General features: G+C 65.5%; 14 protein-coding genes and 1 riboswitch. Of the genes, 9 read left to right on the top strand and 5 right to left on the bottom strand.

Features of this window, described 5'->3' with window-relative positions:
• Nucleotides 1-12: 12 nt before the first annotated feature.
• Nucleotides 13-153, top strand: a riboswitch (yybP-ykoY riboswitch).
• Between the two features lie 79 nt (nucleotides 154-232).
• From ABRZ00_RS12060 to ABRZ00_RS12070, 3 genes are all read left to right on the top strand, one after another.
• The gene (locus ABRZ00_RS12060; RefSeq protein WP_368641879.1) at nucleotides 233-808 is read left to right on the top strand and encodes a TMEM165/GDT1 family protein; all 576 of its coding nucleotides are present in this window, start codon (nucleotides 233-235) and stop codon (nucleotides 806-808) included.
• Nucleotides 809-813: 5 nt separating this feature from the next.
• A complete protein-coding gene (locus tag ABRZ00_RS12065) occupies nucleotides 814-2,091 on the top strand; it encodes an arsenic transporter (RefSeq protein ID WP_368641878.1) in 1,278 nt (425 codons plus the stop codon).
• 163 nt (nucleotides 2,092-2,254) lie between these two features.
• A complete protein-coding gene (locus ABRZ00_RS12070; RefSeq protein ID WP_368644302.1) occupies nucleotides 2,255-3,430 on the top strand; it encodes an ABC transporter substrate-binding protein in 1,176 nt (391 codons plus the stop codon).
• A 271-nt stretch (nucleotides 3,431-3,701) separates the two neighbouring features.
• Here ABRZ00_RS12070 and ABRZ00_RS12075 read toward each other — a convergent pair whose 3' ends face one another.
• The gene (locus ABRZ00_RS12075; RefSeq protein WP_368641876.1) at nucleotides 3,702-3,911 is read right to left on the bottom strand and encodes a hypothetical protein; all 210 of its coding nucleotides are present in this window, start codon (nucleotides 3,909-3,911) and stop codon (nucleotides 3,702-3,704) included.
• A gap of 299 nt (nucleotides 3,912-4,210) precedes the next feature.
• Here ABRZ00_RS12075 and ABRZ00_RS12080 point away from each other — a divergent pair, with 299 nt between their 5' ends.
• Nucleotides 4,211-5,026: a MotA/TolQ/ExbB proton channel family protein gene (locus tag ABRZ00_RS12080; protein WP_343835129.1), complete on the top strand. Its 816-nt coding sequence runs from the start codon at nucleotides 4,211-4,213 to the stop codon at nucleotides 5,024-5,026.
• Complete coding sequence (locus tag ABRZ00_RS12085) at nucleotides 5,023-6,180, top strand: OmpA family protein (RefSeq protein WP_368641875.1); 1,158 nt, start codon at nucleotides 5,023-5,025, stop codon at nucleotides 6,178-6,180. The genes ABRZ00_RS12080 and ABRZ00_RS12085 overlap by 4 nt, the downstream gene beginning before the upstream one ends.
• A gap of 23 nt (nucleotides 6,181-6,203) precedes the next feature.
• Here the strand turns inward: ABRZ00_RS12085 and ABRZ00_RS12090 are convergent, their stop codons facing one another.
• Together ABRZ00_RS12090 and ABRZ00_RS12095 are read right to left on the bottom strand one after the other, a co-directional pair.
• Nucleotides 6,204-6,632: a DUF411 domain-containing protein gene (locus ABRZ00_RS12090; protein WP_368641874.1), complete on the bottom strand. Its 429-nt coding sequence runs from the start codon at nucleotides 6,630-6,632 to the stop codon at nucleotides 6,204-6,206.
• Between the two features lie 102 nt (nucleotides 6,633-6,734).
• Nucleotides 6,735-7,031: an acylphosphatase gene (locus tag ABRZ00_RS12095; RefSeq protein ID WP_343835133.1), complete on the bottom strand. Its 297-nt coding sequence runs from the start codon at nucleotides 7,029-7,031 to the stop codon at nucleotides 6,735-6,737.
• Between the two features lie 181 nt (nucleotides 7,032-7,212).
• Here ABRZ00_RS12095 and ABRZ00_RS12100 point away from each other — a divergent pair, with 181 nt between their 5' ends.
• Nucleotides 7,213-9,087, top strand: a complete 1,875-nt coding sequence (locus ABRZ00_RS12100) for a methyl-accepting chemotaxis protein (RefSeq protein ID WP_368641873.1) — start codon at nucleotides 7,213-7,215, stop codon at nucleotides 9,085-9,087.
• 232 nt (nucleotides 9,088-9,319) lie between these two features.
• On the top strand, nucleotides 9,320-10,579 hold the full coding sequence (locus tag ABRZ00_RS12105; protein ID WP_368641872.1) for an FAD-dependent oxidoreductase: 1,260 nt from the start codon (nucleotides 9,320-9,322) through the stop codon (nucleotides 10,577-10,579).
• Nucleotides 10,580-10,633: 54 nt separating this feature from the next.
• Here the strand turns inward: ABRZ00_RS12105 and ABRZ00_RS12110 are convergent, their stop codons facing one another.
• A complete protein-coding gene (locus ABRZ00_RS12110) occupies nucleotides 10,634-11,416 on the bottom strand; it encodes a hypothetical protein (protein WP_368641871.1) in 783 nt (260 codons plus the stop codon).
• A gap of 77 nt (nucleotides 11,417-11,493) precedes the next feature.
• The gene (gene arsC, locus ABRZ00_RS12115; RefSeq protein ID WP_368641870.1) at nucleotides 11,494-11,838 is read right to left on the bottom strand and encodes an arsenate reductase (glutaredoxin); all 345 of its coding nucleotides are present in this window, start codon (nucleotides 11,836-11,838) and stop codon (nucleotides 11,494-11,496) included.
• A 102-nt stretch (nucleotides 11,839-11,940) separates the two neighbouring features.
• Here arsC and ABRZ00_RS12120 point away from each other — a divergent pair, with 102 nt between their 5' ends.
• Entirely contained in the window at nucleotides 11,941-12,774 is an 834-nt protein-coding gene (locus tag ABRZ00_RS12120) for an RsiV family protein (protein ID WP_368641869.1), read from the top strand.
• A gap of 144 nt (nucleotides 12,775-12,918) precedes the next feature.
• Nucleotides 12,919-13,920, top strand: coding sequence for a sulfate ABC transporter substrate-binding protein (locus tag ABRZ00_RS12125; protein WP_368641868.1), 1,002 nt, complete (start codon nucleotides 12,919-12,921; stop codon nucleotides 13,918-13,920).
• The last annotated feature ends 4 nt before the right edge of the window (nucleotides 13,921-13,924 follow it).

A 13,924-nucleotide genomic window follows, 5' to 3' on the forward strand; every position in this document is an offset into this window, starting at 1 on the left:
GTATAATTCGCGCCACCCGTCATCGGGGAGTAGCCGACTCGCGTCCGGCGCGCCATCCACCCAGGAGGGCCCGCCGCGCGGTGCATGCGTCAACACACTTGGCCGTCCGGCCATGGCGCTTGCGGCCCGCTGGCATCTTTGCATGCCCGGGCCTGGCAAGACCGCTGACTGCGTTTCCCGCCGCAAGGGGCCGGCGGGGGCGTAGTCGCGTCAGCCCCGGATCTCTCGTTTCATGGATGCCTTTCTTGTGTCGGCCGGCGTCGTCGCTCTGGGTGAAATCGGTGACAAGACCCAATTGCTGGCGATGATGCTGGCCGCCCGCTATCACCGGCCCGGCCTGATCTGTCTGGGCGTGCTGATCGCCACGCTGGCCAACCATGCCCTGGCCGGCCTGGTTGGCCAATTGGTCGCCCGGCTGCTCGATCCCGATATCCTTCAATGGGCGCTGGGGGTTTCCTTCCTGCTCATGGCAGGCTGGCTGCTGATCCCCGACCGGCTCGACGAGGCGCCCCGGCCGATGCGTGGCCTGGGAGTGCTGACTGCGACGATCACATTGTTCTTTCTCGCTGAAATGGGCGACAAGACCCAGGTCGCCACCGTGGCCTTGGCGGCACGCTACGACAGCCTGACCGCGGTCGTGGGAGGCAGTACGCTGGGCATGATGCTGGCCAATGCGCCCGCCGTGTATTTCGGCGCCCGCGCCGCCGACCGGTTGCCGGCCCGCCTGATACACGGCATCGCCGCCGCACTGTTTGCGGTCCTGGGCTGTGCGACATTGCTGCACGCGGCCGGCTGGCTGGGCGGCTAGGCGCCATGCTTGCCCTGAGCCTGTTCATCCTGACGCTGGCGCTGGTCATCTGGCAGCCGCGCGGGCTGGGCATTGGCTGGAGCGCCTGCCTGGGCGCCGGGCTGGCGTTGCTGGCCGGGGTCATCCAGCCGGCCGACATTCCAGTGGTCTGGGGCATTGTCTGGAACGCCACCGGCACTTTCGTGGCGGTGGTGATCATCAGCTTGCTGCTGGAGTCCGCCGGTTTTTTCGAATGGGCCGCCCTGCACATGGCGCGCCTGGGCGCGGGGCGGGGCGCCCGGCTGTTCACGCTGATGGTCCTGCTGGGCGCCGCCGTCAGTGCGCTGTTCAACAACGATGGCGCGGCCCTGATCCTCACGCCCATCGTCGTCGCCATGCTGGCGGCGCTGCGGTTTTCCTCCCGCGCCACGCTGGCCTTTGTCATGGCGGCCGGCTTCATCGCGGACACCGCCAGCCTGCCGCTCGTGGTGTCCAACCTGGTGAACATCGTCACGGCGGATTACTTCGGCATCGGTTTCGCCCGCTATGCGGCCGTGATGACGCCGATCGATGGGGTGGCCGTCGCCGTCTCGCTGGCGGTCCTGGGCGCGGTGTTTCGCCGCGACATTCCGCCGCGCTACGACGTGCAGCGGCTGCCTGCGCCGGCGACGGCCGTGCGCGACCGGCGGGTTTTTCTGGCAGGGTGGGGCGTGCTGGCCTGGCTGCTGCTGGGCTTTTTCGTCCTGGAACCTCTGGGCTTGCCCGTCAGCGCAACAGCGGCGGCCGGCGCGCTGTGCCTGGCCGGCGTGGCCGCCCGGGGCGGGCGCATTCCCGTGTGGCGCCTGGTGCGCGGCGCTCCCTGGCAGATCATCGTGTTCGCCCTGGGCATGTATCTCGTGGTCTATGGGCTGCGCCATGCGGGCCTGACCGATCTCCTGACCCGGGTTCTGGACTGGCTGGCCGGGCAGGGGATATGGACGGCCACCCTCGGCACGGGCCTGTTGAGCGCGGTCTTGTCATCCTTGATGAACAACCTGCCTACGGTGCTGGTGGGCGCACTGTCCATCGAGGCCTCGCAGGCGCAGGGCGCCGTGCGGGAGGCCATGGTCTATGCGCACGTGATCGGCTGCGATCTGGGGCCCAAGCTGACACCCATCGGCAGCCTGGCCACGTTGCTCTGGCTGCATGTGCTGCGCGGCCGGGATATCCGCATCGGGTGGGGGCAGTATTGCCGCATGGGCCTGGCGCTGACGCTGCCGGTGCTGGGCGCGGCGCTGGCGGCCTTGGCATGGCGGCTGGGGTGATCCCCGCTATATTGTTTTCGGCATAGCTGATAGTGTCATTTCTTTCTTGGAAAGATCGGATCGCGGTGCTTCAATCCTAGAAGGTTGAACGGTCCTTTTTATCGAAAAAACCGATGACAAGCCTGCACGGATGCAGCACATACCGAAAACAAGGAGAGAGACCATGAAATTGCGCACAATCCTGGGCATTGCCGCCCTGTCCGTCGGGGGAGCTGCGTTTGCGCTGCCGGCCCAGGCCAAGGACCTGACGATCGGCCTCGTGCTGTCGATGTCGGGCCCGTTCTCCGACTATGGCCGGCAGATCCAGAACGGGATCGAGACGTATATGGCCCAGCATGGCGACACGGTCGCCGGCCGCAAGATCAAGCTGATCGTCAAGGACGATACCGGCATCGCGCCGGCCATCGCCAAGCGCCAGGCGCAGGAACTGCTGATCAAGGACAAGGTGGACATCCTGGCAGGCTTCGACCTGACGCCCAATGCCTTCTCGGTGGCGCCCCTCGCCACGGAAGCGAAGGTGCCCATGATCGTGATGAACGCGGCCACGTCCTCGATCACCGAGAAGTCGCCTTACATCGTGCGGGTGTCGATGACCTTGCCGCAAAGCTCCTGGGCCATCGCCCAGTGGGCCGTCAAGAACGACATCGACTCGGCCTACATCCTGGTGGCCGATTACGGCCCCGGACACGACGCTCAGGCGCAGTTCAAGAAAACCTTCACCGAACTGGGCGGCAAAGTGCTGGGCGAGGTGCGCACGCCGGTCAACACGCCCGATTACGCGCCCTTTTTGCAGCGCGTCAAGGAAACCCAACCGGATGCGCTCTTCTTTTTCGTGCCGCCGGGCAGCTCGATGGTGGCCTTGGCCAAGAATTTCCGTGAAATGGGGCTCGACAAGCTGGGCATCAAGGAAATGGGCCCCGGCGACATGACCGACGAAAACTCGCTGGCCGCCCTGGGCGACAACGCGCTGGGCATGATCACGGCCTTCCACTATTCGGATGCCCACGACTCGCCCGAAAACAAAGCCTTCGTCGGCGCCTACGCCAAGGCCTATCCGCAGGACCGGGCCAATTTCATGTCGGTCGGCGGCTATGACGGCATGCAACTGATCTACAAGGTCCTGGAAAAGACCGGCGGCGACGCCAGCGGCGACGCTTTCATCAAGGCGGCCAAGGGCCTGAAATGGGAAAGCCCGCGCGGCCCCGTGCAGATCGACCCCGATACCCGTGACATCGTCCAGAACGAATACATCCGCAAGCTGGAGCGGGTCGACGGCGAACTGCGCAATATCGAATTCGCGACTTTCGAGGCCGTGAAGGATCCGGGCAAGCAGAACTGAGCGGGCCTGGCGCGCGCCGGCGCCACGCATGAACTTAGTCTGCCCGGCGGCGTCAGCCGGAATCCTTGCGCTTGCGCAGGGGGGCGGTGGCGCCGCCTTCGTTTTCCCAGCGGTTCGCGCAGTCGCAAGCCGGGAGCGGCTCACCGCATCGCGGGCACAGCGGGGGGGATTCCTGCCCGGCATGCGGACGGTTTTTCCGCGCAGTGTCCGGTTGGATGATCTCTTTCTTTGTCATGATGGCGGCCTCCTGTGTGGACGCTGGGACTGGACCTCACCGGCGCTGTACGGAAGAGGCTGCGGGACCGAGCCACGACCAGAGCATCCAGCACGCCGTGACCGGCCACAGAAAGACCGTGAACGCGTAGACGAGCGGATAGCCGATGAAATGATCAGCCCACCGGCTGTCGATGTCGACGAAGAATGCGATGTAGGCCAGCATGGTCAGCGTTCCGATGATGACCCAGAGCAGGATGAGCGGCATGATGTTGACTCCATCGCGCCTGCGGGCGCCTTTGCATGACTTCGAGTGTGCTCCGGTGAATTCCGGAAACCCCGAAAGCCCATGCCGCGAACGACGGTTTCGGCGCGGCCGGGCGAGCGTGAAGCCAGGCGTCTTGGCGGGCATCTCCTTAACTTTACATAATATACATTATGCGAATTAAAGAAAGGGAGCCGAGGGGGCGGGTTCCCGTCGCGAGCCCGGAAAGCACCCGCTGTTCTTCGCGCGCCCGCGCCGCCGATCACGGTAAGATGCCACTGTTTCGCCCAACGGACCCGCGCATGAATCCATCCACCCTGATCGGCATCGTCGCCAGCATCCTGCTGCTGGCCATTGTCCTGTTCCTGTCGGCCGAGGATCCCCGGCTGTTCGTCGATCTGCCTGGCCTGGGCATCGTGCTGATCGGCACGGCGGCGGCCACCTTCATCGCCTATCCTTTGCGTGAAGTCATGCGCGTGTTCGGGCTGATCCGCAGCGTCGTTCACCACGAGCCCCTGGATCCCGAAAAAGACCTGGAGGATCTGGTCGAGATCGCCCGCATCTGGATGCAGAACGACATCCACGCCGTCGAACAGGCGCTGGAGCGGGTTTCCAGCCCTTTCCTGCGCAACGGCGTGCAATTCGTGATCGACAATGTGCCCGAGCAAGACATCATGGATCTGCTGCAATGGCGCATCGCCCGCATGAAAGCCAAAGAACACGCCGAGGCGCAGTTGTTCCGGACCATGGCGGGATTCGCGCCGGCCTTCGGCATGCTGGGCACCTTGGTGGGCCTGGTGAACCTGCTGTTCCTGTTGGGCGACGGCGACATCACGGCCATCGGCCGGCAGATGGCCCTGGCGCTGATGACGACGTTCTATGGCGTGTTGCTGGCCAATCTGGTCTTCAAGCCCGTGGCGGTCAAGCTCGAACGCCGCACCGAGCAGCGCCTGATCCTGATGAACACCTTGATGCAAGGCATCACCATGATGAGCCAGAAACGCAGCCCGGCCTTGATGCGCGAAACGCTGAAAGCCTTCGTGGCGGAAATCCGCGATGAGATGCGCGATCCGGGCCCGGTGGCCACGACAAAAGACAAGGAACCGGAGCCTTCATGAGCAGGCATGGCTCCGTCGACATGAGTCCGGCGCAGGCCATCGCTCAACGCATGCGGGCGATGGAAGCTGAATTGCAGCAAGCCCGGCAGGCCTTGCGGCGCGACCGCAAGCGCGCGGCATCCGACCGCTGGGGCCTGGAGCGGCCGGTGACGGAATCGACCCAGGAAGAAGGCTGGTTCATCACCTATCTGGACATGATGACCCTGCTGCTGGTCGTCATGATCGTGATGCTGGCGTTCTCGGGCTCCATCGGCAAGCGGGCCGCGGTGCCGGACGCCGCCATCCAGGCGGATGAGACGCCGCTTGTTGCGCTGGCGCCGATTCCGGCGCCGGACGGCGACGTCTTTGTCTACGAGGCGGAAGACGCCGCCCTCGCCTTCGGCGAGCGGCTGCCGGCCGAGCCCGTGCATTCGCCGCTGTTCGGGACCTTTCCCGATTTTGAACCAGAGCCGCCGCCACCGCCCGTGCCGGTCTCCCCGGCGTCCGAGGCGCTGGCGCCGATTCCGGCGCCGGACGATATCGCTCCCTATTCTCCCGAGGACGCCGCGCTCGCGTTTGTTTCCCCCTCCGGCGCCGAATCCTCGCCCGCGCCGGTCATCGGCGCGCCCGCACCCCATGAGCCCGAAGCGCCCTCCGAAGGGGCCGCCCTGGCGGCTTCGCTTCCCCTGAGCGAACTGGGCCATGACGTCGAGGTGATCGTCAATCAGCGTTCCGTCAGCCTGCGCATCAATAGCGAGATTCTGTTCGATACCGGCCAGACCGATCTCAGCCGCGCCGGCCTGTCGGTGCTGCAGCGGATGGTCAAGGTTCTGTCTGACGCGGGTTACGACATCACCGTCGAGGGGCATACGGATTCCGTGCCGGTGCGCAGCAATGCCCGCTACCCGTCGAACTGGGAGCTTTCCAGCGCGCGGGCCGGCAGTGTGGTGCGTTATCTGCAGGCCAACGGCATCGCCAAAGAGCATCTGAAGGCCGTCGGCTATGCCGACTCCCGGCCGATCGCCGGCAATGGCACGGCTGAAGGGCGCGCTCGCAACCGCCGGGTCGAGCTGCTGGTGGAGAAACCCCATAGGAATCAGGACGAGGCCTCTCCGGAAGCGGCCCGGCCGGCCGCCGTCCAGAAAAAGCCCGCGGCCGCGCCCTCTTCCTTGTAGGCGGCTTCGCGGGTTCGGCGGGATCAGTCGCGCGAGAACGGCTTGCCGTCGAAATCGAGCGTCACCAGATTGCCGTCCAGGGGGCCCATGCCGGGCGCATTCAGGGGCATGCCGGGCGCCGACACGCCGCGCGTGTCTTTTGCGGCCAGCAGCTTGCGCACGGCGGAGGCCGGGACGTGGCCTTCGACGATCTGGCCGCTCGATTCGAGCCGCGCCGTGTGGCAGGATGCCAGTTCCGCCGGCACGCCCAGGCGGGTCTTGACCGCCGCCATATCCGATGACGGGATTTCGCGAACCTCGAAACCTTCGGCGCGCATGTGTTCGGCCCAGCCGTGGCAGCAGCCGCAGTTCGGATCCTGGTAGACGGTGACCGCCTCGCCCGCCTGGGCGTGTGCGGATAGAGCGCCCCCCAGGGCGGCGGCCAGCAGGCCGAAAATGAAAAACCGTTTCATGCCCATCCTTTCGAAATAAATGCGGCTCGCCGGGGCCGGCGCACCGGAGCTTGGAGCGCAAGCGCACGGTTTGGTTCCATGGTTGCGCCATGCCATGATGGATCAGATCTGCTCGAATCGTTCGTAGTGGCGTTCCGTGGCGATCTCCGTGTGCGACACGCCGCTCACCCGGGCGGCGGGCGGTCCCTGGAGCAGCCAGGACAGCATGCGGTCCACGGCGCCGCGCTCGCCCTGAATCAGGGCCTCTACCCGGCCGTCGGATAAATTGCGCACCCAGCCGCCGAGTCGAAGCAGGTGCGCCTGGCGGACGGTGGCGGCGCGAAAGCCCACGCCTTGTACGCGCCCCTCGATCAGGACGTTGAGAGTTTCGAGGTCGTGTTGGGCAGGCAGGGATTTCATACAGGATACGCGGTTGAAAGCAATCGGGGTTTCAGCCAAGACGCGGGGGATTGCTTGATCATTAAACTGTAACCGAAATCGGCCGTCATCAAGGTTCTCGGGGCATGTGTTCTCAAAGCCCTCTTGTTTCGCGTTCGTCCGGCCCTGTGCCGGCGTCGACTTTCACCTGGAATCCATTGCCATGGGCATCCGTACTTTATCCATCCGGGCAAAGCTGGTCCTGGCTTCGGCGGCCACCGTCGCCATAGCCATGGGATTGCTGGCCGCCGCCAACCTGTATTCCGCCCAGCATACCGTCAGGGCGCTGGTCGCGGCCCAGACGGAAAGCCTGATCAACAGCAACGCCAGGGAAATCGAAAGCTGGGCGCGCGACAAGATATCGGTCCTGTCCTCGCTGCGGCCAGTGGCCCTGGCGGCAGCGCCCGAGCCGTTCCTGCTGCAAGCTCAACATTCCGGGCGCTTCAAGGTCGCCTACGTGGGCGGAGCGGACAAAACCATGAAGTTCAGCGAGCCGCTCACCCTGCCGGGCGACTACGATCCCACCACGCGGCCCTGGTACGCTCTGGCGGCGCAGGCGGGCAAGCCGGTCCTGACCCAACCCTATCTGGATGCGGCATCCAATGGCCTGGTGCTCAGCGTTTCGGTTCCCGTCCGGGAAAACGGCCAGACGCGAGCCGTCATCGGGGCCGATATCGGCCTGGACGACATTGTCGCCAGCACTCGCGCCTTGCGCCCTTCGGAACACAGCTTCGCCTACCTGGTTTCCGGCGACGGCAAGATCATCGCCCATCCGGACACGCGGCTGTCCCTGAAGCCGGCGACCGAGGTCTTCACGGACTTCGATATTCCGCAATTGAGCCAATTGGCGGATCAGCCCGGCGAACTGGCGCAAGTCGAAAGCGCCGCGGGACGCTATTGGCTCAGCGCGCACCGCATCCAGGGCACCGACTGGCTGCTGGCGGTGGCCCTCGACCAGGGCGATCTCTTGGCTGGCGTGCGCCAGATGCGGCTTCAGGCCATCCTGACGAGCCTCGTCATGATTGCGCTGGCCGCCCTCGTCCTGGCTCTTCTGACACGCACCCTGCTCCGGCGGCTGGGGCTGCTGAAAGACGCTTTGCAAAATATCGCCTCCGGCGAAGGCGATCTGACCCAGCGCCTGGACCAGACCGGTCACGATGAACTGGCTCAAGTCGGCGGCTCATTCAATCAATTCGTCGACAAGATCGCCAGCACATTGCGCAGCATCCGCCAGACCACGGATTCCGTGCATCTGGCATCCGACGAGATCGCCGCCGGCAACTCCGACCTGGCCCGCCGCACCGAAGGCGCCGCCGCCAGCCTGCAGGAGACCTCCAGTTCCATGGAAGAGCTGTCCAGCACCGTCAAGCAGACCGCCGATTCGGGCAACGCCGCCGTGCAACTGGCCGACAGCGCCCGCACCGCCGCCCGGGAAGGCGGGGAACTGATGCGCCGCGTGGTCGAGACCATGCAGGGCATGAACGAAAACGCGGCCCGCATCACCGACATCATCGGCGTGATCGACAGCATCGCCTTCCAGACCAACATCCTGGCGCTGAACGCCGCCGTCGAGGCCGCCCGCGCCGGCGAACACGGCGCCGGCTTCGCCGTGGTGGCCTCCGAAGTCCGTTCGCTCGCCCAGCGCAGCGCCCAGTCGGCCCGGGAAATCAAGGCCCTGATCGACACCAACGTGACCCATGTCGCGCATGGCGGCGAGCAGGTCCGTCAGGCGGGTGCGGCCATGGACAGGATCGTGTCCGAAGTCCAGCGCGTCACGGACATCATCAACGAGATCAAGGTCGCCACCAGCGAACAAAGCCTGGGGATCAGCCAGATCGAGATCGCGGTGCAGCAGCTTGACGGCATGACGCAGCAGAATGCCGCGCTGGTCCAGGAGTCGGCTGCGGCGGCCGACAGCCTGCGCGACCAGGCGCAGACCCTGGCACGGGCCGTGGCGGGCTTCAAGCTCGATGCCGCGGCGCACACCGCCCGCGCCTATCCCGCGGCCGCGCTGCCGGCGCCCGACGAGCAGGCTTGAGGGCCGCTACGCGGATCGGGGACGGGCGGTGAGCATGCCGGCCCCCTGCCGCGTTGCGGCATCCTGCCCGTCGCCCGGCGGATATCCTTGCAAATCATCGGGTTTTTGAGGCGGATGGTCATAAAGACATAGCCCATCGGTCGTTCGCGCATGCGGAGCCGGCTCTTAGAATGAGCGCATCCGTGCCCCTGGGCGCCCCGCCCCGGGCTCTTTTCGACCATTCGAGGCCCTCATGAGCAACGTCCCCCTCCGCAAACATTCTGTGGTGATCGTCGGCGCCGGTACCGGCGGGACGACCGTCGCCGCCCAGCTCCGGCGCCATGAGCCCGGCCTGGATATCGTCGTCATCGATCCGGCCGGCCATCACGACTACCAGCCCGCCTGGACCCTCGTGGGCGGCGGCGCCTATCGAGCCGAGGACACCCGCCGTCCTCTGCACGACTGCCTGCCGGAGGGCGTGCGCCATATCGCCCAGCGCGTGACCGCCTTGCTGCCCGACGAGCGTGTGGTGGAATTGGACGACGGCAGCCGCGTGGCGTACGACTACCTGGTGGTCGCGGCCGGCATCCAGATCGACTGGAATGCCATCGACGGCCTGGCCGACGCGCTGGGGAAAAACGGCGTGACCAGCAATTACCGCTACGATCTCGCGCCCTACACCTGGGAGCTGGTGCGCGAATTCAAGGGAGGCACCGCGATCTTCACCCAGCCGGCCGGCGCCGTGAAATGCCCGGGCGCTCCGCAAAAGGCGCTGTATCTCGCGGCCGACCATTTCCGCCGCCGGGGCGTGAAGGCCGACAGCCTGCAGTTCCGCACCGCCGGCGCCGCGGTCTTCGGCGTTCCTTTCTACGCGCAGGCACTGGACAAAGTCATGGCTTCGTATGGCGCGCAGCCGCTTTTCGGCCAGAGCCTGGTCCAGGTCCGCGGCGAAGAAAAGATCGCCGTCTTCGAGTCGGTGGTGGACGGTGAAAAAGTGCGCGAGGAAGTCGCCTACGATCTGCTGCACGTCGTCCCTCCGCAAGGCGCGCCCGCCTTCATCCGCAACAGCCCGCTGGCCGACGCCAACGGCTGGCTGGATGTAGACAAGCACACGCTGCGCCACACGCGCTACGCCAATGTGTTCGGCCTGGGAGACTGCACGTCGACGCCCAACAGCAAGACGGCGGCTGCCATCAAGAGCCAGGCTCCCGTCCTGACGCTCAATCTGCTGAGTGTCCTGCGCGGCGCCGGCAACGTCGAAAGCTATGACGGCTATGCCGCCTGCCCGCTGACGACTTCGCGCGGCAAGGTCATGCTGGCCGAATTCACCTACGGCGGTACGATCACGCCCAGCTTCCCGCTGGATCCGCGCATCCCGCGCCGCTTCTACTGGTGGCTCAAACGCAGTTTCATGCCCTGGTTCTACTGGAATATCCTGCTGAAGGGACGGGGCCTGCCGGTCACGCACCGCACGCGCCGCTTCCCGGCCGGCGCACCGTCGGTCCAGCCCTAGAAACCCGGGCGGCAGGGCGCCGGGTGACCTCATGGGAGGCCGCGGCGTCCGGCGTTACCCCCTGACCAGCAGCACGGACAGGGACGTCGGTTCGATGACGGTGGTGCCCGTGAAAGGCCGGTCGAACGAGGCAACCATATACAGCGTGGCGCCGAACCCCAGGGAAAACAACGCCATGGACAGAACCAACGGCCGGCGGTGGTTGAGGTGCAGCTCGCTCAGCACGCAGGCGGCGGTGAAGAGCAACACCAGCAAAGCCGCCCATTTCGTCGGCAGCACCCGGCCTTGCGCAACCAGCAAGCGCTGGTTGCGGGCATTTTCGATATCCGTCGTGTAGCGCCGCAGTTCTTCGGCGGCGCGCCGCGAAGCGAGCTGGCTGGTCCCGGACTCGATCTCCACCGAGAGGATCATCAGGGTCTCGAGCTGATCTTCGGCAACCTGACTGGCCCGCCCGTCTCCCATCAAGGGCCACTCGATTTCAATGACCTCGCGGATGTAATCATCGAGTACGCCGGTGACCTGTTCGCGCAGTTCGACCGGCAGGAACTTGGCTATGCGCAGCGTATCGGCCACGGCGATGGCCTCTTGCTCGACGGCGGTGCGGCCCTTGGCGTCCTGCTGCCAGATATCGGAGGCCACGAAGGCGATCACGATGCCTGTGGGAAGCAGAATGCCGGAAAGCATGGTGCTGATCATATTGTAGGCACGCGGGCCGGGCGGCCACAGGCGCCGGAAGACGATCATCAGGATCAGAGCGGCCACCGATAAGCCGCCGACCAGCAGCACGCAGGCGGCGAACATGGCCCATTCGGGCAGGTCGTACATGAAATCAAACATGCAGTCCTCGCGGGATATCGGCGGATGCGGCCTTGTTGACGCCGGACGAAGCAGCCGCCAGAGGCCTCAACAGCGGATCAGAGGATTTCCTGGAGGGTCTCGAAGGGGCGGCACAGGCGAGCCCCCTTGTCCGTGACGACGAACGGCCGGTTCAACAGGACGGGATGCCGTTCGATGGCATCGAGCAGTTGTTCGTCCGTCAGAGAGGCGTCGGCCAGCCCCAGGTCAGCGTAGACGGATTCCTTGGAGCGCAATGCCTCGCGCACGGTCAGGCCCGCCGCGCGGATCAATGCGCGCAATTCATCCCGCGATGGCAAGGTGTGCAGATATTCGACCACCTCGACAGGCCGCCCCGTGGCCTGGAGCGCTTCCAGCGCTTTGCGTGACGTGCTGCAGCGCGGGTTGTGGTAGATTCTGGGCATGCGGCCTCCTTGGATGGAAAGCCCTCATTATCCACGATCCGGCGGCCCGGAATCCCCTGCCCGACCGCAGTTTTCGAGCGCCGTGTTTTCTTCTCGATACCCATGCCGATGACCTTGCAGCCCGCATCTTGCCCGCCGCTTTTTTCGCGCGCCGCCCTGTCTGCCGTCGCCCTGGCGCTGAGCCTGGGGCTGGCCGGCTGCGCCAGCGGCCCCCAGGACAACCTCAGTCTCGTGCCGTCCCGGCTCGATCAGGAAACCCGCCGGGATGGCCTGTTCACGCAGCCGGTCGAATGGACGCGCGAACGGCCAGGCTGCGAAGGCGAATGTCCAAAGCTGGTGGTGAAATCCCTGGCATTTCCGGGGCACCCCCGCCTCACTGAACTGGTCGACCATGCCCTGGCATCGATGACCTGGATCGATACGCAGAACCCGGTACCCTACGACACGCTGGCCGGCTTCGAAGCCTATTATTGGAAGACGGCCGGGCCGCGCGACGAGGTCCACCTGACGGCCAGGACGCGTTATCGCAACGAGCGCCTCACCGTGGTCGAACTGGACGCGGGCCAGTACCGCACCGGCATGGCCCATGGCATTACTGGTTCGCAATTGCTGAACTGGGATAATGCGGCCGAAAAAGCGCTGACGCTCGACAATCTGCTGGCGCCCGGCGCCCGGCCGGCTTTTGATGCGGCGCTGCGCGCCGAACATGGCCGCTGGCTGGATCAGCATGCGGACGCGATCGACAACCGGGATACTTTCAATCGCATGTGGCCCTTTGCCTCCAGCGACAACGCGGGCCTGACCGACCTGGGCCTGCTGGTCAAGTACCAGCCTTACGAGATTGCGCCTTATGCCTGGGGACAGCCCGAGCTGCTGATCCCCTACGACCATCTGCGCGGCATTCTGCGGCCGCAATTCCTGCCGCCGCAATCCTGAGGGGCGGCGCCGCGCACGGCATACGCATATAGCAGCGCAGCATAATGCGCGACATTCATATCGTTGGACAAAACGATTCGTTCTGTCCCGGAAAGGAACGCTTTAACCTGATGTCTCCGCAGCCCACAGAAGAGACATCCTCTCATGCGATTCCGATTCCTGCTTGCCCTGGCCGCCCTGGGCTTGTCCGGCGCCGCGCACGCCGCCGACCTCACCCTGCTGAACGTGTCCTACGACCCCACGCGGGAGTTCTATCAGGCCTATAACGCCGCCTTCGCGAAATATTGGCAGGACAAGACGGGCGACCGCGTCACCATCCGCCAATCCCACGGCGGTTCGGGAAAGCAGGCGCGTTCGGTGATCGATGGGCTGCAGGCCGATGTGGTGACCCTGGCGCTGGCGCCGGACATCGATGCCATTGCCGCGCGCGGCTCGATCCGCAAAGACTGGCAGCAGCAGTTGCCCCTGAACAGCGCGCCCTACACCTCCACCATCGTTTTTTTGGTGCGCAAGGGCAATCCCAAGGGCATCCACGACTGGAGCGACTTGATCAAGCCGGGCGTGCAGGTGATCACCCCCAATCCCAAGACCTCGGGTGGCGCACGCTGGAACTACCTGGCCGCCTGGGGCTATGCCTTGCGGCAACCCGGCGGAGACGAGGCCAAGGCCCGTGAGTTCGTCGGCAAGCTCTATCGCCAGGTGCCGGTGCTGGATTCAGGCGCGCGGGGTTCGACCACCACCTTCGTCGAGCGCGGCATCGGCGATGTGCTGCTGGCCTGGGAAAACGAGGCGTTCCTGGCCATCGAGGAACTGGGAGCCAACAAGGTCGACATCGTCGTTCCATCGGTCAGCATTCTGGCCGAGCCGCCCGTGGCAGTGGTGGACAAGATCGTCGATGCCCGCGGCACGCGCGCCGTCGCCCAAGCCTACCTGGATTATCTGTATACCGAGGCCGGACAGGAAATTGCGGCGAAGAACCATTACCGCCCCACCTTGAAGGCGGTCGCCGAACGGCATGCGCAGCAGTTTCCCAGCGTGTCGCTGTTCACCCTCGCGGACGTGGCACCCAGTTGGGCCGACGCCCAGAAGACGCACTTCGCGGATGGCGGCGTGTTCGACCAGATCTATCAGCCGAACGCGCAATAAGGCC

Source organism: Castellaniella ginsengisoli, assembly GCF_040955415.1.
Lineage (GTDB): Bacteria > Pseudomonadota > Gammaproteobacteria > Burkholderiales > Burkholderiaceae_B > Castellaniella > Castellaniella ginsengisoli.